This window comes from Variovorax sp. MPBD4-3, from assembly GCF_058809745.1.
In genome coordinates, this window is sequence record NZ_JBXASW010000093.1 from 1 (window position 1) to 16,950 (window position 16,950).

Here is a 16,950-nt window from a genome sequence, read left to right on the forward strand (position 1 = left end):
CCCACCCCGGCCCTCCCCCGGAAGGGGAGGGAGTCAAGCCAATACCGGGGGGCGTTTGGCGGCCCAGCCGCAGGCCAGGTCGTACGCATGCCCCAGCCGCAGCACATCCAGATCCGCATGGATCGGCCCGGCAAGCTGCACCCCCATCGGCAACCCGCCTTCCCCGAACCCCGCGCGCACATTCAGCGTCGGCAGCCCCGCCAGCGTGAAAGGCGTGACGATCTCCATCCACCGGTGGTACGTGTCGCTCTTCACGCCGGCCACCTCGGTCGGCCAGTGCAGCTCGGCGTCGAACGGAAACACCTGCGCCGTCGGCGCCAGCACGAAGTCGAAGCGCTCGAACAGCTTGAGAAACGCGCGGTACACGTTCGAGCGGTAGTTCGACGCCTGATAGAGCGAGGCCGCGTCGAGGTGCCGGCTCTGCTCTATTTCCCATTGCGCCTCGGGCTTGAGCTGCGCGAACAGCTTCGGGTCGCTCAGGTAGGCGCCCAGCTTGCCGCCCACCAGCAGTTGCCTCAGGCGCAGCCAGGCGCTCCAGTTGTGCTCGCGCGGCACGTCGAGCGTGCAGGGCTCGACCTCGCAGCCGATGTCGCGGAAGGTGCCGAGCGCCTTTTCGCCGAGCTCGCGCACGCCGGGCGCCAGCGGCAGGTCGGGCCAGATGCTGCCCAGCCAGCCGATGCGCAGGCCCTTGCCGTCGCCGTCGAGCTGCAGCGCGTCGGGCGAGGGCAGGGCGTGCGGCGACGACAGCGGCACCCGGCCGTCGAAGCCCGACTGCACCGCCAGCAGGCGCGCCGCGTCTTCCACGGTGCGCGCCATCGGGCCTTCGATGCCCAGTTGCTGGAAGAACAGCTCCTGCTCGGGGTCGCCGGGCACGCGTCCACGCGAGGGCCGCATGCCGATCACGTTGTTGAAGGCGGCCGGGTTGCGCAGGGAACCCATCATGTCGCTGCCGTCGGCCACGGGCACCATGCCTAGGGCCAGCGCCACGGCCGCGCCACCGCTGCTGCCGCCCGCGCTGCGCTCGGGCGCATAGGCGTTGCGCGTGATGCCGAACACCGGGTTGTAGGTGTGCGAGCCGAGCCCGAACTCGGGCGTGTTGGTCTTGCCGATGACGATGGCGCCGGCGGCCCTGGCGCGGGCCACGTGCAGGCTGTCGGTGCGCGCCGGCGAGCGCGGCGACAGCGGCGAGCCCATCGAGGTCGGCAGCCCGGCGGCGTGGCTCAGGTCTTTCACCGCGAGCGGAAAGCCGTGCATCCAGCCGCGCCGTTCGCCGCGCGCCAGCTCGGCATCGCGCTCGTCGGCCTCCGCCAGCGACAGCGCCGGATCGCGCAGCGACACGATGGCGTTGAAGCGCGGATTCAGCGCCTCGATGCGCGCCAGCGAGGCGGCCATCAGCTCGCGGCAGGACACGTCGCGCGCGGCGATGCGGCGGGAGAGTTCGGTGGCGCTGAGGTCGAGCAGGTCGGCTGAAGGCATGGCGAGTGCGGGAAAAGGAGGGGGCGCCCAGTATGGCGCGGCGCTCGCATAATCGCCGCGTATGGAAACAAAGTGGCTCGAAGACTTCATCAGCCTTGCGGAAACGCGCAGCTTCAGCCGCTCGGCCCAGTTGAGGCATGTAACCCAGCCGGCGTTCTCGCGCCGCATCCAGGCGCTCGAAGGCTGGGCCGGCACCGACCTGGTCGACCGCAGCTCGTACCCGACGCGCCTCACGCCCGCGGGGCAGACGCTCTACAGCCAGGCCATCGAGATGCTGCAGTCGCTGCAGAGCACGCGCGCCATGCTGCGCGGCCATTCGGCCGCCGGGCAGGACGTGATCGAGTTCGCGGTGCCGCACACGCTGGCCTTCACCTTCTTCCCGGCCTGGGTCACGTCGCTGCGCGAGCACTTCGGCCCCATGAAGAGCCGGCTCATCGCGCTCAACGTGCATGACGCGGTGCTGCGGCTGGTGGAGGGCAGCTGCGACCTGCTGATCGCCTACCACCACCCCTCGCAGCCGCTGCAGCTGGACGCCAACAAGTACGAGATGGTGAGCCTGGGCGAGGAAACCGTCGCCCCCTGGGTCAAGGCCGACGCCGACGGCGCGCCGCGCTACCGGCTGCCGGGCCGCCCCGGCCAGCCGCTGCCGTACCTGGGCTATGCGCCGGGCGCCTACCTGGGGCGCGTCGTCGACCAGCTGCTGAAGGAGTCGGGCACGGCCATCCACCTCGACCGCGTCTATGAAACCGACATGGCCGAGGGCCTGAAGGTGATGGCGCTGGAGGGCCACGGCATCGCCTTCCTGCCGCAGAGCGCGGTGCGCAAGGAGATCAAGGCGCGCAAGCTGGTGAGCGCGCTGCCGCCCGAGATCGACAGCCTGGAGGCGACGATGGAAATCCGCGCCTACCGCGAGCGGCCGAGCGCGCCGGCGCCGGTCAAGGGCGCGTCCGGCCGCGCCGCCAAGTCGTCGTCGCTCGACAGCATGCAGCCCAAGGGCACGGCGGACGCGCTGTGGTCCTACCTTGTCGGCACCCAGCCGCCGCGCTGACGGCGTTTTTGTGCACCGCACAATCTATAAATGACGCGCATGACCGTCCCCGCAAACGGCATTGGCACGGCGGGGCCCGGGCCACTACAGTCGCGGCAGTTTTTTAACGCCGCTGTCACAAGCAAGCTTTACGGCACGCGCCACCCGCGTGCTTTTTTTTAGCCGAGGAACCTGTATGAGCACCAATTTCAGGACCGAACACGACTTCCTCGGCGAGAAGCAGATTCCAGCCGCCGCCTACTGGGGCGTGCACACGGCGCGGGCCGTCGAGAACTTCGCCATCTCCGGCACCCGCATCTCGGCCATGCCCGACCTGGTGCGCGCGCTGGCCTACGTGAAGAAGGCCGCCACCCGCGCCAATGCCGACCTCGGCGCCATCGACCGCGACCGCGCCGCCGCCATCATCCTGGCCTGCGAGGACGTCATCGACGGCAAGCTGCTCGACGAATTCGTGGTCGACGTCATCCAGGGCGGCGCCGGCACCTCCACCAACATGAACGCCAACGAGGTCATCTGCAACCTCGCGCTGGAAAAGCTGGGCCACGAGAAGGCGCGCTACGACGTGCTGCACCCGAACGACCACGTCAACGCCTCGCAGAGCACCAACGACGTGTACCCCACCGCCGTGCGGCTGGCGCTGTGGTTCGCCATCGGCAGGCTGCTGGAGTCGATGGCCTCGCTGCGCCGCGCGTTCGAGGCCAAGGCGCTCGAGTTCAAGGACATCCTCAAGATCGGCCGCACCCAGCTGCAGGACGCCGTGCCCATGACGCTGGGCCAGGAGTTCCTGACCTACGCCATCATGATCGGCGAGGACGAGGAGCGGCTCGGCGAGGCGCGCGCCCTCATCGAGGAAATCAACCTCGGCGCCACCGCCATCGGCACCGGCATCAACGCACCGCACGGCTACGCCAACCTCGCATGCCAGTACCTGGCCGAGCAGACCGGCGTGCCGCTCAAGCAGGCCGCAAACCTCATCGAGGCCACGCAGGACACGGGCGCCTTCGTGCAGCTGTCGGGCGTGCTCAAGCGCGTGGCCACCAAGCTCAGCAAGACCTGCAACGACCTGCGCCTGCTCTCCAGCGGCCCGCAGGCCGGCTTCGGCGAGATCCGGCTGCCGGCGCGGCAGGCGGGCTCGTCGATCATGCCGGGCAAGGTCAACCCGGTGATCCCGGAAGTGATGAACCAGGTGGCCTTCGAGGTCATCGGCAACGACATCACGGTCACCATGGCCTCGGAGGCCGGCCAGCTGCAGCTCAATGCCTTCGAGCCGATCATGGGCTGGAGCCTGTTCAAGAGCATCCAGCACCTGAGCCGGGCCTGCAACACCCTGCAGAAGAACTGCGTCGAGGGCATCGAGGCCAACCGGGAGTTCCTTGCCAGGCAGGTGCGCGCGTCGGTCACGCTGGTCACGGCGCTCAATCCGCTCATCGGCTACGAGAAGGCCGCGCTCATCGCCAAGACCGCGCTGGCCACCGGCGGGCCTATAGACCTGGTGGCCGAGTCGCTGGGCATCATGACCCGCGCCGAGATGGAAGCGCTGCTCGTGCCGGAAAACCTGACGCAACCTGTAAGATTGTCAGCATCTGTTTCCGCCGCGGCCTTGCCGACGGGCACGGAGGCTGCTAATCAATTGCCTCCGGCGCCATGACGGGTCTCATGCACCAGACGGGCGCCCGCTCCTGCGCGAAAGCACTGGGTTCAGTGCACCGTGCACCGGGGTGGTTACCAATGCGCCCAACAACAGTGTGTGTCTAGAATTTCGATGTATTTCTTTCTGTTCAATTTCCCAAGGAGTTTTCTGATGAAAAAGCAATTGCTCGCGCTGGCCGTGACGGCATTCGTGGCATCCGGCGCCTTTGCGCAGGCCACCGATACCCTCGCCAAGATCAAGGAGCGCGGTGCAGTGAACCTGGGTGTTCGCGATTCGTCCGGCCTGGCCTACACGCTGGGCGGCGGCAAGTACGTCGGCTTCCACACTGAAATGGCCGAGAACATCATCAAGGACCTGAGCAAGGACCTCGGCAAGCCGCTGACCGTCAACTACCAGGTCATCACCTCGCAGAACCGCGTGCCGCTGGTGCAGAACGGCACCATCGACTTCGAGTGCGGCTCCACCACCAACAACACGGCCCGCCAGAAGGACGTCGACTTCGCCTACACCACCTACGTGGAAGAAGTGCGCATCCTCACCAAGGCCAATTCGGGCATCAACGGCATCGCCGACCTGAAGGGCAAGGTCGTGGCCACCACCACCGGCACCACTTCCGTCCAGACGCTGCGCAAGAACAAGCGCGCCGAAGGCGTCGACTTCAAGGAAGTCATGGGCAAGGACCACGCCGACAGCTTCCTGCTGCTCGAGTCGGGCCGCGCCGACGCGTTCGTGATGGACGGTTCCATCCTGGCCGCCAACGCCGCCAAGTCGAAGAACCCCAAGGACTTCAAGATCGTCGGCGAAGTGCTGTCGGTCGAGCCCATCGCCTGCATGCTGCCCAAGGGCGACGCCAAGCTGAAGAAGGCCGTCGACGACAGCATCGTGCGCCAGATCAAGGACGGTTCGCTCGCCAAGCTGTACGACAAGTGGTTCACCCAGCCGATCCCGCCGAACAACGTCAACCTGAACATGCCTGTGTCGGAAGGTACCAAGGCCGCCTGGGCCAACCCGAACGACAAGCCCATGGAAGCCTACGCCCCCAAGTAAGGCGGCGCCAGACCTGAAAAAGCCAAGCCCGCGCGGCACCCTGCCGACGCGGGCTTTTCGATGCAATGGGCGCGGGCCCTTACCCGCGAAGGAGGATGGATGCTGAACCTGGACATGTCGGTCTTTTGCCAGGACACGCTCACCAATGAAGTGGTCGCAAGCTGCTTTGCGCGAGGAGCGGACCAGACCTATCTGCAATGGATGCTGAACGCCTGGGGCTGGACCGTGGGCGTGTCGCTCTCGGCCCTGCTCGTGGCGCTCGTCGTGGGCTCGATCATCGGCACGCTGCGCACGCTGCCGGACAGTCCCTGGCTGGTTCGGCTCGGCAACGCATGGGTGGAGCTGTTCCGCAACATCCCGTTGCTGGTCCAGGTGTTCATCTGGTACTTCGTGCTGCCGAAGATCATTCCGCCCATGCGCGACCTGCCGCCGTTCGTGCTGGTGGTCTGCGCGCTGGGCTTCTTCACGTCCGCGCGTATCGCCGAGCAGTTGCGCTCGGGCATCCAGGCGCTTCCGCGCGGCCAGCGCTACGCGGGCATGGCCGTGGGCTTCACGACGCCGCAGTACTACCGCTTCGTGCTGCTGCCGATGGCGTACCGGATCATCATGCCGCCGCTGACCAGCGAGTCGATGAACATCTTCAAGAACTCGTCGGTGGCCTTCGCGGTGTCCATTCCCGAGCTCACGCAGTTCTACCTGCAGGCCGGTGAAGAGACCTCGGCGCAGATCCCGATCTACATCGGCGTGATCGCTCTCTACGTCATCAGCGCCATGCTGGTGAACCGCATCCTGACTTTCATCGAGCGCAAGGTGCGCGTGCCGGGCTTCGTTGCCGCCGGCGGCACGGGAGGCCACTGACATGATGAATCTCGACTTTTCCTTCTACAACTGGAGCCTGATCAGCACCTATGTGCTGAAGGGCTTCTACTTCAGCGTGATCCTGACGGTGGTGGCCACGCTGGGCGGCATCTTCTTCGGCACCCTGCTTGCGCTCATGCGCCTGTCGGGCAAGAAGTGGCTGGACTTTCCCGCGGCCGCCTACGTCAACGGCATGCGCTCCGTGCCGCTGGTGATGGTGATCCTGGGCTTCTTCCTGCTGGTGCCGTTCATCATCGGGCGGCCCATCGGGGCGGAGACCTCGGCGGTCATCACCTTCGTCTGCTTCGAGGCCGCCTATTTTTCCGAGATCATGCGTGCCGGCATCCAGTCGATCCCGCGCGGGCAGGTCTCCGCCGGCATGGCCGTGGGCATGACCTACGGCCAGAACATGAAGCTGGTGATCCTGCCCCAGGCGTTCCGGAACATGCTGCCGGTGCTGCTCACGCAGACCATCATCCTTTTCCAGGATACGTCGCTGGTCTACGCCATCGGCGCGTACGACATGCTCAAGGGCTTCGAGACCGCCGGCAAGAACTTCGGGCGGCCGGAAGAGGCCTACCTGCTGGCGGCCGTCGTCTATTTCGTCATGTGCTATGCCCTTTCCTGGCTGGTGAAGCGCCTGCACAAGAAAATCGCCATCATCAGATGACCCCCAGTCTTCGCGCACTTCGTGTCGCTTCGCCAACCCCCTTCCAGGGGGCAACGCCGGTGGCCCGGCAAAGCCGGTTCCACGGCGTTTCCCCGACTGCATTCGGTGCGATGAACCTGCTCACAGGAGTTTGAAAATGTCCGAAAAAATGATCGAAATCAAGAACGTATCCAAGTGGTACGGCCCGGTGCAGGTGCTCAACGACTGCTCCGTCAACATCTCCAAGGGCGACGTGGTCGTCGTCTGCGGCCCCTCGGGGTCCGGCAAGTCCACGCTCATCAAGACCGTGAACGCGCTGGAGCCCTTCCAGAAGGGCGAGATCACCGTCAACGGCATTCCGTTGCACGACCCCAAGACCAACCTGCCCAAGCTGCGCTCCAAGGTCGGCATGGTGTTCCAGCACTTCGAGCTGTTCCCGCACCTGTCGGTGACCGAGAACCTCACGATCGCGCAGATCAAGGTGCTGGGCCGCTCGCCCGACGAAGCCAAGACCCGCGGCCTGAAGATGCTCGACCGCGTGGGCCTGATGGCGCACAAGGACAAGTTCCCGGGCCAGCTCTCGGGCGGCCAGCAGCAGCGCGTGGCCATTGCCCGCGCGCTGTCGATGGACCCGATCGTGATGCTGTTCGACGAACCTACCTCGGCGCTCGACCCCGAGATGGTCGGCGAAGTGCTCGACGTGATGGTGGCCCTGGCCAAGGAAGGCATGACCATGATGGTGGTCACGCACGAAATGGCCTTCGCCCGCAAGGTGGCCAGCCGCGTGATCTTCATCGACGTGGGCGGCCGCATCCTGGAAGACTGCCCGAAGGACGAGTTCTTCGGACACCCGGAAAACCGCCAGCCGCGCACCAAGGACTTCCTCAACAAGATCCTGCAGCACTGATCCGCCGCGCAGGAAAGACAGGCCACGTTGTTCCGCAGCGTGGCTTTTTTCATTGCGCGATGACTTCTTCGATGCCCGGCCCTCGACCGCCGGCCCCTTGCGATGGAACTCCGCCAACTCCGCTATTTCGTGAAAGTCTGCGAACTGCGCAGCATGGGCCGCGCGGCCATCGAGCTCGGCGTGGTGACATCGGCGCTGAGTCAGCAGATCAGCCGCCTGGAGGGCGAGCTCAGCACCCGGCTGCTTCAACGCAGCAGCACCGGCGTCACTCCCACCGACGCCGGCGTGGCCTTCCTGCAGCAGGCCCAGCTCACGCTCCGCCATGCCGACGAGGCCGTGCGCGCGGCGCAGCAGGCACGCCTTTCCGGCCATGTGAGCGTGGGCCTGGCGCCAACCACAGCCTCCGTGCTCGGGTTGCCGCTGATCCGGGAAATGCGTACGCGCTACCCCGACGTGCGGCTGCATCTGGTGGAGTCGCTGTCGGGCAACCTGGCCAGCATGCTGCAGTCTCGCCAGCTCGACCTGGCCGTGCTGTTCGAGACCGCCACGCCGCGCCGCTGGAGCATCGAGCCGCTGCTCGATGAAAAGCTCTTCGTCCTCGCGGCCGTCGGCCTGGCGCAGCGCCCGCCGGGTCCGAAGGTGCGGCTGGCGCAGCTGGCCGGCGTCCCGCTCATCATGCCCAGCGCCGGCCACGGCCTGCGCGCCAGCCTCACTTCCGCTTTCGCCCGTGCCCGCATCGAGCCCTTGGTGGTGGCCGAGATCGACGGCCTGGCGCTGCTGATGGATGCCGTGCGCGCCGGCCTGGGCGCCACCATCCAGCCCGGTGCCGCCCTCGCGCGGCAGCCGGCGGACGATGTGCTCAGCAGCCAGATCACCGACAACCACGTGGGCCGGCGCAGCCTGCTGGTCAGCCTGTCGGACGACGAACTGTCGCCGGCTGCGCTGGCCACCCGGGTGGTAATGGCCGACACCGCGCGCATGCTGGTGCGCGAAGGCCGCTGGGCTGGCGCGAGTCTTCTCGAAAACTGAACACCTGTTGCCCGATCCGGCCTGTCGCCTGAAGGGTGGCCTGCCTACAGTCTCCCGACCCACAAGGAGACGAGAAGTGAGCGATGAACAGGTCGATGTGCTGGTCGTAGGCGGCGGCAATGCCGCGCTTTGCGCCGCGCTGATGGCACGCGAGGCGGGCGCCAGCGTCCTGCTGCTCGAAGCCGCGCCCAAGGCGTGGCGCGGCGGCAATTCGCAGCACACGCGCAACCTGCGCTGCATGCACGACGGTCCCCAGGACGTACTCGTGGAGGCCTACCCCGAGGAAGAATACTGGCAGGACCTGCTCAAGGTGACCGGCGGCCTGACCGACGAACACCTGGCCCGGCTGGTCATCCGTGCTTCGTCGAATTGCCGCGACTGGATGCGCAGCCACGGCGTGCACTTCCAGCCGCCTCTTTCCGGCGCACTGCACGTGGCGCGCACCAACGCCTTCTTCATGGGTGGCGGCAAGGCGCTGGTGAACGCCTATTACCGCAGCGCCGAGCGCCTCGGGGTTCGGATCCGCTACGAGACGCCCGTGGCTTCGGTGGAGCTCGACGGCCTGCGCTTCACCGCGGTGCGCACCGAGGGCGGTGAACGGATCACCGCGAGAAGCTGCGTGCTCGCGGCCGGCGGGTTCGAGTCGAACCGTGAATGGCTGCGCGAGGCCTGGGGCCGCAACGAACGCGGCGAATGGCCGGCGGACAACTTCCTGATCCGCGGAACCCGTTTCAACCAGGGCGTGCTGCTCAGGCAACTGATCGATGCCGGCGCGGACTCCGTCGGTGATCCCTCGCAGGGCCACATGGTGGCCATCGATGCCCGCGCGCCCCTCTACGACGGCGGCATCTGCACCCGCATCGATTGCGTGTCGCTGGGCGTGGTCGTCAACCGAGAGGCCCGCCGCTTCTACGACGAAGGCGAAGACTTCTGGCCCAAGCGCTATGCCATCTGGGGGCGGCTGGTAGCCCAGCAGCCGGGACAGATGGGCTATTCCATCATCGACCAGAAGGCGGTGGGCCGCTTCATGCCTCCCGTGTTTCCGGGCGCGGTCGCCGACACGCTGCCCGAACTGGCACGCCTGCTCGGCCTGGACGAGGCGACCTTCCTGCGCACCATTGCCGACTACAACGCCGCCTGCCGTGTCGGCCGCTTCGACCACACGGCGCTCGATGACTGCCATACCGAAGGGCTGTCGCCCGCCAAGACCCACTGGGCGCGGCCCATCGACACCGCGCCCTTCCACGCCTACCCGCTGCGCCCGGGCATCACCTTCACCTACCTGGGCCTGAAGGTGGATGACACCGCCGCCGTGCGCTTTGGCGACCGGCCCAGCCCCAACCTCTTCGTGGCCGGCGAAATGATGGCCGGCAACGTGCTCGGCAAGGGCTACACCGCCGGCGTCGGCATGAGCATCGGCACCGCCTTCGGCCGCATTGCCGGCACCCAGGCCGCGGCCGCGGTCCTGAAGCAGAAAGAAATCCACCATGCAAACGCTTGAAGCCCTGGCACGCGAGGCGGGGTCGCTCGCGGACGGTCCGCGACGCGTCATTCCCATTCTTTCGGCCGCCGAGAGCGAGGTCGGCCGGCAGATGCAGATCTGCAATGCCTGCCGCTACTGCGAGGGCTTCTGTGCCGTGTTCCCGGCCATGACGCGCCGGCTCGAATTCGGCAAGGCCGACATCCACTTCCTGGCCAACCTCTGCCACAACTGCGGCGCCTGCCTGCATGCCTGCCAGTACGCGCCGCCGCACGAGTTCGCCGTCAACGTGCCAAGGGCCATGGCCGAGGTCCGCGGCCAGACCTATATCGACTACGCCTGGCCGCCCGCGCTCGGCGCGCTCTACCGACGCAACGGGCTCACGCTTTCGCTGGCCCTGGCCGGCGCGCTGGCGCTGTTCCTGGCGCTCGCCGTGGCGATGAAGGGCGGGCTGTGGGGAACGGCACCGGGCGAAAACTTCTACAGCGTGTTTCCGCACAACCTGCTGGTCGCCCTGTTCGCCCCGGTGTTCCTGTTCGCAACCCTGGCGCTGGCCATGGGCGTGCGGCGCTTCTGGCGCGACATCACGCCCGCCACCAGCGGCGCGCCGCTGAACGGACCCGCCGCGGCGGAAGCCGCCGACGCGGCACTGCGCCTCAGGTATCTGGACGGCGGCCACGGCGACGGTTGCCACAACGAAGACGACGCCTACACGCTGGCACGCAGGCGCTTTCACCATCTCACCTTCTACGGCTTCATGCTGTGCTTCGCGGCCACCGGCGTGGCCACGCTGTATCACTACGCCTTCGGCTGGGCCGCTCCCTACGCCTTGCCCAGCCTGCCGAAGCTGCTGGGCGTGGCCGGCGGCATCAGCCTGATGCTCGGCACCGCCGGCTTGTGGCACCTGAACCGCAAGCGGCATCCGCTGCACGGCGACCCGGCTCAAAAGCCCATGGACCTGGGCTTCATCGCGCTGCTGTTCCTCACCAGCGCCAGCGGCCTGGCCCTGTGGCTCGGCCGCGGCACCCCCGCCCTGGCCCTGCTGCTGTGCGTGCACCTGGGTGCCGTGATGGCGCTCTTCGCCACCATGCCCTACGGCAAGTTCGGCCACGGCATCTTCCGCAGCGCCGCTTTGCTGCGCCATGCCGTCGAAAAGCGCCTGCCAAACCCCGTCGGCCTCGGCTCGGACTGACGGGCAACACGACAAAACGACAACACGACAACCCCAAGGAGACTCCGATGAAAAAGCGACAACTTCTGCACCTCGCGGCCCTGGCCGCCACCCTTTTCCTGGCGGGGCATGCGCAGGCCCAGGACTTCCCGCCGAAGAAGCCAGTGACCCTGGTGGTCGGCTTCGCACCGGGCGGCGCGGCGGATGCCGCCGCACGCCTGATCGCCAGGAAGCTCGGCGAAGACATCGGCCAGACGGTGATCGTCGACAACAAGGCGGGCGCCGGCGGCAACATCGCCCATCAGTACGTGGCCACGGGGCCGGCCGACGGGTCGATGCTGCTGCTCGGCTCCGTCGGGCCGCTGACCATCGCCCCGCATGTCATGAAGGTGAGCTACGACCCGTTCAAGGACCTGGCCGCGGTTTCCGGCGGCGTCAACTTTCCCAACGTGCTGGTGGTGCACAAGGGCCTGGGCGTGAAGACCCTGGCCGAGTTCGTGGCCCTGTCGAAGAAGAAACCCGGCAGCGTCGACTTCGCCTCGACCGGTGCCGGCTCCGCGTCCCATCTGGCCGGAGAACTTTTCAACCAGCGAGCCGGCATCGACATGGTGCATGTGCCTTACAAAGGCGGCGCCCCGGCCCTGCAAGACTTGCTGGGCCAGCGCATCGCCTCGTATTTTTCGGCGCCGCCGACTGCATTGCCGCAGATCGAGGCCGGCAATCTGGTTCCGCTGGCCAGCACGGGCCTGACCCGTCCGGCCTACATGCCCAACATCCCGACGGTGGCGGAGTCGGGCTACCCCGGCTTCGAAGCCCTCAACTGGTACGCCTTCATGGCACCCGGCAAGACGCCCGCGGCCCTGCTGGATCGCTGGAACCACGCCATCGTCAAGGTGCTGGCCGATCCCGGCGTGAAGGAAGCGCTGAACAAGCACGGCCTGACGCCGCAGCCGACCACCCGCGCCGAGCTCACCGACTTCATGAGGAAAGAGGATTCCAAATGGAGCGCGATCGTGCGCGACCGCAAGATCACCGCGAACTGACCGGGCTCAAGGCAGCCGCGCGATGTGCTCCGTCAGCAGGTCGAAGAAGCCCTGCGCATCGCCGTCGATGATCCAGTTCACGTTGGCCGGCCGGCGCAGGCTGCCATGCCAGTCGGCCACCGTCTGCCCGAAGCCCATGCCCTCGCGGCTGTCGATCTCCACGTGGATGCGCCGGCCCTTGAACAGCGAAGGCTGCAGCAGGTAGGCCGTGACCGTGGCATCGTGCACCGGTCCGCCGGGCATGTCGTAGTGCTTCATTTCCTGCGGCGCGTAGGCGTCGAGGATGTCCGCGACGATCGCGCCGGCGCGGTTGCCCAGCTTGCGCAGCCGCGCGATGCGCTCGTCGCTCGTGAGGATCTTGTGCGTCACGTCCAGCGGCAGCATGGTGATGGGCACGCCGCTCGCGAGCACCGCCTCGGCCGCGTGCGGGTCGGCGAACACGTTGAACTCGGCCACGGGCGTGATGTTGCCGCCATTGAAATGCGCGCCCGCCATCAGCACCAGTTCGCGCAGGCCGCGCACGATGTCGGGTGCCTGTTCCAGCGCCAGCGCAAGGTTGGTCTGCGGGCCGAGCATGGCCAGCGTCACGCTTTTCTCCGGCGCGGCGCGCAAGGTGCGAACGAGGTAGTCGACCGCGTTGCCTTCCGCGAGCGGCGCCGCGGGCTCGTACACGTCGACGCCGGTGAGGCCTTCGCGCCCGTGGATGTTGGCCGCGTAGATCGGCGTGCGCTTCAGCGGCCGCTGCGCGCCTGCGTAGACCGCAATGTCCGGCCGCCCAGCCCATTCGCATGCCAGGCGCGCATTGCGCGAAGTCTTGGCCAGCGGTACGTTGCCGGCCACGGTGGTCAGCGCCTGGATGTTCAGCCGCTCGGGCGCGGCCATCGCGAAGAGCAGCGCGATCATGTCGTCGGCGCCGGGGTCCGTGTCGATGATGAGCGTGTGACGTACAGTATTTATGGAATTCGGCGGCGGCATGAAAAGGGCTCCTGGCGGGCGCGAACGGCGCGCCCCTGCGGCGCCAGTCTGCCAGAGCGCGGGCGCCGCTCAGCGCTGCCGCAGCCGCCTGGCGAAGAACGCCAGGATCTCGTCGCGCGCAGCGAGCGTCGGCTGGCCCGCCTCGTCGATCAGGTGCGCCGTCACCACGCTGTGCGGGCTCGCCACCACCTGCGCGAAGAAGGGCGGGGTGTCGGTGTTGGCCGCGCTGTCCGGCAGCACACGGGCCACGAAGCGCTCGCCCAGCGCTTCGGAAAAGGCCGCGAAGCGCTGCGCCCTGCAATGCTTGTCGCCCTCGAAGCGGTAGGCCATGACCGTCAGGTCTTCGCGCGCCAGCCGCTCGCGCACGGCGGCCAGTTCCTCAGGCGCCATGTTCGTGGCGGCGGGGTTGTCCATCGGCAGCGAAGGCTGGCACATCACCGGCGCCAGCATCGCGGGCTCCAGCATCATCGACAGCGCGAAGTTGCCGGTGAAGCACATGCCGATGGCGCCCACGCCGGGGCCGCCGCACTCGGCATGCGCGAGCCGCGCGAGCGCGCGCAGCCATTGCGTGACCGGGCTCGATTCATTGGCGGCGAAGGCGCGGAACTCCGCGCTCACGCAGGCTCGCCTGAACACGGCCACGCCTTCTTCCGCGCCGGGCACGGCACCGTCGCGGCCGAACAGCGACGGCATGTAGACGGTGAAGCCCGCGTCGCGCACCCAGCGTGCAAAGCGCGCCACATGCGGACTGATGCCGGGCATCTCCGTCATCACGATCACGGCCGGGCCCTCGCCGAGCACGTAGACCTTCTTCTCGACGCCGTCGAGCGTGATCCGGCGCGCGGTGAAATCGTCGAGCGGGTCGTCTTCGGTCAGGGGGCGGGTCGTCGTCGTCATGCGTTTCTGCGTGTTGCTCATGCAGGGCTGCGCGCCAGCTGCTGCAGATGGGCATAGCCCGCATTGCGAGCGAAGTCGGGCAGCGTCCATATCCGGCCGTCCACGCCCCAGGCGCCATCGGGCACTTCGTCGAGCACCACGGAGGTCATGAGGCGCCGCCGGTCGTCCGCCGGCATGGCTTCTGCGAAGGCCGTATGCATGCGCGCGGCATAGAGGCTGCGCGATGCATCGTCGAGCACGCCGGCCGGCAGCAGCACCCGCGCCATGCACGGCAGGTATTGCGCGGTGGCGTCGGCGCCGCCGCAGGTCCAGCCGCCGGCAGCGACCTCGTCCACCAGCACCCAGCACATGAAACGCGCACGGGGCTCGTCCGGCATCTGCTCGACGGCCGCGGCCGCTTCATTGATCTTGCGAACCAGCGTGGCGCGGCTCTCGCCGGGAAAGGCGCCTTGGGGAATCTTCACGAGGATGTTGGGCATGGTTGTATTGGGCCCTTCGCGCCGCCAGAATGGCAGTGTCCAATTTGACTGTTTAGAGGCTGAATCAGACAGCCCCAAGAATGCACGACTTCACGATCCTGGTGCTGCCCGGCGCCTTCAATTCGAGCGTCGCGGTCACGCTCGACATCCTCGGCGCCGCGCAGGCCCTGGCTCCGCGTGCCGGCGTGGCGCCGCCGCGATGGCGGCTGTGTTCGGTGCAGGGCGGCCCGGTGCCGCTGCAGGCCGGCATGACCATCGACACCGCGCGCCTGCCCGTACGGCCGCGCGACGACCGCTCGGCCTGGGTGGTGCCGGGGCTCGGCCTCAACACGCCGGGCGACATCCGCCGCTGCCTCGAGAGCGACGACGCAGCCAAGGCGGTCGCGGGCCTGGTGCGGCACGCAAGGGCCGGCGGGCAGGTCGCGGCCTCCTGTTCTGCCGTGTTCCTGCTCAACGCGGCGGGGCTGCTTCAGGGCCGGCGCGCGACCACCTCGTGGTGGTATGCGCCGCTGCTTGCGCGCATGGCGCCCGGCTGCACCGTCGATGCCGACCGCATGGTGTGCGCCGACGGCCCGGTGGTCACGGCCGGCGCCGCGTTCGCGCAGACCGACCTGATGCTGCACCTGCTGCGCGAGCGCTGCGGCAGTGCGCTCACCGACCTGGTCTCGCGCATGCTGCTGATCGATGGGCGCCAGGCACAGGCGCCGTTCGTGGTGCCGGAAGTGCTGGCCAACGGCAACGACCTGGTGGCGCGGTTGGCCGCGCGCGTCGAGTCGGCGTTGCCAGACGCACCCGCCGTCAGTGCGCTGGCGCGCGAGTTCTGCATGTCGGAGCGCACGCTGTCACGCCACATCCGCAAGGCCACCGGCAAGAGCACGCAGGCGCTGGTGCAGAGCGTGCGGCTGCGGCGCGCCCGTGCGCTGCTCGAAACCAGCCGCATGACGGTCGAGCAGGTGGCCGGCGCGGTGGGCTACCAGGACGCCACGGCGTTGCGGCGCCTGATGAAGAAGATGGCGGGGGCCAACCCGAGCCGCTATCGCAGCTGATGCGGCTGCGGCCCCTCGTTTTTTTTACGCTTACTTCTTGCGCGCGGCAATCGCCTGCTCGGCCTTCGCCACCAGGTCCGTGCCCACGGTCGACTTCCACTTGTCGTACACCGGCCGCGTCGCCTTCACGAAGGCTTCGCGCTCCGCCGGCGTCAGGCTCGTCACCGTCACGCCCATGCCCGCGATATCTTTCAGCACCGGCTTTTCGGCTTCCACCAGGCCCTTGCGCGCGATGGCGATCTCTTCCTTGCCGGCGTCGATGGCGGCCTGCCGCACGATGGCCTGGTCGGCCGGGGTCCACGAAGCCCAGATTTCCTTGTTGACCACGAACACCAGCGGGTCGGCCACATAGCCCCAGGTGGTGACGAACTTCTGGCCCACGGTCTGCATCTTGAGCACGGTGAACAGGAACAGCGGGTTCTCCTGTCCATCGACCGCGCCGCTCGCGAGCGCCGGCTGTGCATCGGCCCAGCTCATCTGCGTGGGGTTGGCGCCGAGCGCGGTGAACATGTCGGAGTAGATGGGCGAGCCGACCACGCGGATCTTCATGCCCTTGATGTCGGCGGGCGACCTGATGGGCTTCTTGGAGTTGGTGATTTCGCGGAAGCCGTTTTCGCCCCATGCGAGCGGCACCACGCCGGCCTTGTCCAGCGTCTTGAACATTTCCTTGCCGACCTCGCCCTGCGTGAGCGCATCGATGGCTGCGTAGTCGGGCATCAGGAAGGGCATGGAGAACAGGTTGAGCTGCTTGACCTGCGGCGACCAGTTGATGGTGGAACCCACGGCCATGTCGATGACGCCCTGGCGCAGCGCGCTGAACTCGCGGGTCTGGTCGCCCTGGATGAGCGAGACGCCGGGGTACAGCTTGATGTTGATGCGGCCCTGGGTGCGCTCCTTGACCATGTCGGCCCAGATTTTCCCGGCCTGGCCCCAGGGGGTGGGCGGGCCGAGCACGAGGGACATCTTGTATTCGGGCTTGTAGGCGGCCTGCGCCATGGCGCCGGTCGAGAACATGCCGAGGGCGGTGGCTGCTGCGGCGAGCCCGAGCAGGGTGCGGCGGAATTTCATGAGAGCTCTCCTTATTGTTCGAAACACTTACTGGGACCGAAAACTACTTGTTCAGGGCGCGTGCACAGGCCATCGGGTACTCCCCTCCGCGAATGTCCCCCGGCCTGCGGCCTCCTCCTTTATTTC

Annotated in this window: 16 protein-coding genes; 11 read left to right on the forward strand and 5 right to left on the reverse strand. The window is 67.6% G+C overall.

Annotated elements, in window-relative coordinates:
- Positions 1 to 33 precede the first annotated feature (33 nt).
- Positions 34 to 1,476, reverse strand: coding sequence for an amidase (locus tag AC1RVW_RS29300; RefSeq protein ID WP_493204192.1), 1,443 nt, complete (start codon positions 1,474 to 1,476; stop codon positions 34 to 36).
- Between the two features lie 61 nt (positions 1,477 to 1,537).
- On the opposite strand from AC1RVW_RS29300, the gene AC1RVW_RS29305 reads away from it, so the two are divergent.
- From AC1RVW_RS29305 to AC1RVW_RS29350, 10 genes are all read left to right on the forward strand, one after another.
- Positions 1,538 to 2,524 carry a LysR substrate-binding domain-containing protein gene (locus AC1RVW_RS29305; protein WP_081268381.1) on the forward strand — a complete coding sequence of 329 codons (987 nt, stop codon included), beginning with the start codon at positions 1,538 to 1,540 and terminating at the stop codon, positions 2,522 to 2,524.
- 175 nt (positions 2,525 to 2,699) lie between these two features.
- Complete coding sequence (locus AC1RVW_RS29310; protein WP_493204194.1) at positions 2,700 to 4,172, forward strand: aspartate ammonia-lyase; 1,473 nt, start codon at positions 2,700 to 2,702, stop codon at positions 4,170 to 4,172.
- A gap of 153 nt (positions 4,173 to 4,325) precedes the next feature.
- Positions 4,326 to 5,222 carry a transporter substrate-binding domain-containing protein gene (locus AC1RVW_RS29315; protein ID WP_081268383.1) on the forward strand — a complete coding sequence of 299 codons (897 nt, stop codon included), beginning with the start codon at positions 4,326 to 4,328 and terminating at the stop codon, positions 5,220 to 5,222.
- 99 nt (positions 5,223 to 5,321) lie between these two features.
- Entirely contained in the window at positions 5,322 to 6,080 is a 759-nt protein-coding gene (locus AC1RVW_RS29320; RefSeq protein WP_409194846.1) for an amino acid ABC transporter permease, read from the forward strand.
- A 1-nt stretch (position 6,081) separates the two neighbouring features.
- The gene (locus AC1RVW_RS29325; RefSeq protein ID WP_172839857.1) at positions 6,082 to 6,750 is read left to right on the forward strand and encodes an amino acid ABC transporter permease; all 669 of its coding nucleotides are present in this window, start codon (positions 6,082 to 6,084) and stop codon (positions 6,748 to 6,750) included.
- Positions 6,751 to 6,898: 148 nt separating this feature from the next.
- On the forward strand, positions 6,899 to 7,636 hold the full coding sequence (locus tag AC1RVW_RS29330) for an amino acid ABC transporter ATP-binding protein (RefSeq protein ID WP_081268420.1): 738 nt from the start codon (positions 6,899 to 6,901) through the stop codon (positions 7,634 to 7,636).
- Between the two features lie 102 nt (positions 7,637 to 7,738).
- A complete protein-coding gene (locus AC1RVW_RS29335) occupies positions 7,739 to 8,665 on the forward strand; it encodes a LysR substrate-binding domain-containing protein (RefSeq protein ID WP_493204197.1) in 927 nt (308 codons plus the stop codon).
- 76 nt (positions 8,666 to 8,741) lie between these two features.
- The gene (tcuA, locus tag AC1RVW_RS29340) at positions 8,742 to 10,166 is read left to right on the forward strand and encodes an FAD-dependent tricarballylate dehydrogenase TcuA (RefSeq protein WP_081268385.1); all 1,425 of its coding nucleotides are present in this window, start codon (positions 8,742 to 8,744) and stop codon (positions 10,164 to 10,166) included.
- A complete protein-coding gene (gene tcuB / locus AC1RVW_RS29345; protein WP_493204199.1) occupies positions 10,153 to 11,337 on the forward strand; it encodes a tricarballylate utilization 4Fe-4S protein TcuB in 1,185 nt (394 codons plus the stop codon). Before tcuA ends, tcuB begins: the two co-directional genes overlap by 14 nt.
- Before the next feature lie 47 nt (positions 11,338 to 11,384).
- Positions 11,385 to 12,359, forward strand: a complete 975-nt coding sequence (locus AC1RVW_RS29350; RefSeq protein WP_081268387.1) for a Bug family tripartite tricarboxylate transporter substrate binding protein — start codon at positions 11,385 to 11,387, stop codon at positions 12,357 to 12,359.
- 6 nt (positions 12,360 to 12,365) lie between these two features.
- On the opposite strand, the gene AC1RVW_RS29355 is transcribed toward AC1RVW_RS29350, so the two are convergent.
- From AC1RVW_RS29355 to AC1RVW_RS29365, 3 genes are all read right to left on the reverse strand, one after another.
- Positions 12,366 to 13,334, reverse strand: a complete 969-nt coding sequence (locus AC1RVW_RS29355; RefSeq protein ID WP_493204201.1) for a nucleoside hydrolase — start codon at positions 13,332 to 13,334, stop codon at positions 12,366 to 12,368.
- 69 nt (positions 13,335 to 13,403) lie between these two features.
- A complete protein-coding gene (locus AC1RVW_RS29360; protein WP_493204203.1) occupies positions 13,404 to 14,231 on the reverse strand; it encodes a dienelactone hydrolase family protein in 828 nt (275 codons plus the stop codon).
- 17 nt (positions 14,232 to 14,248) lie between these two features.
- Positions 14,249 to 14,710, reverse strand: a complete 462-nt coding sequence (locus AC1RVW_RS29365; protein WP_493204205.1) for a tautomerase family protein — start codon at positions 14,708 to 14,710, stop codon at positions 14,249 to 14,251.
- A gap of 80 nt (positions 14,711 to 14,790) precedes the next feature.
- Between AC1RVW_RS29365 and AC1RVW_RS29370 the strand changes: the two genes are divergently transcribed.
- The gene (locus tag AC1RVW_RS29370) at positions 14,791 to 15,756 is read left to right on the forward strand and encodes a GlxA family transcriptional regulator (protein WP_493204207.1); all 966 of its coding nucleotides are present in this window, start codon (positions 14,791 to 14,793) and stop codon (positions 15,754 to 15,756) included.
- 30 nt (positions 15,757 to 15,786) lie between these two features.
- Here the strand turns inward: AC1RVW_RS29370 and AC1RVW_RS29375 are convergent, their stop codons facing one another.
- Positions 15,787 to 16,824 (reverse strand): DctP family TRAP transporter solute-binding subunit, encoded by a 1,038-nt coding sequence (locus AC1RVW_RS29375; protein ID WP_493204209.1) that lies wholly within the window; start codon positions 16,822 to 16,824, stop codon positions 15,787 to 15,789.
- Between the last annotated feature and the right edge of the window lie 126 nt (positions 16,825 to 16,950).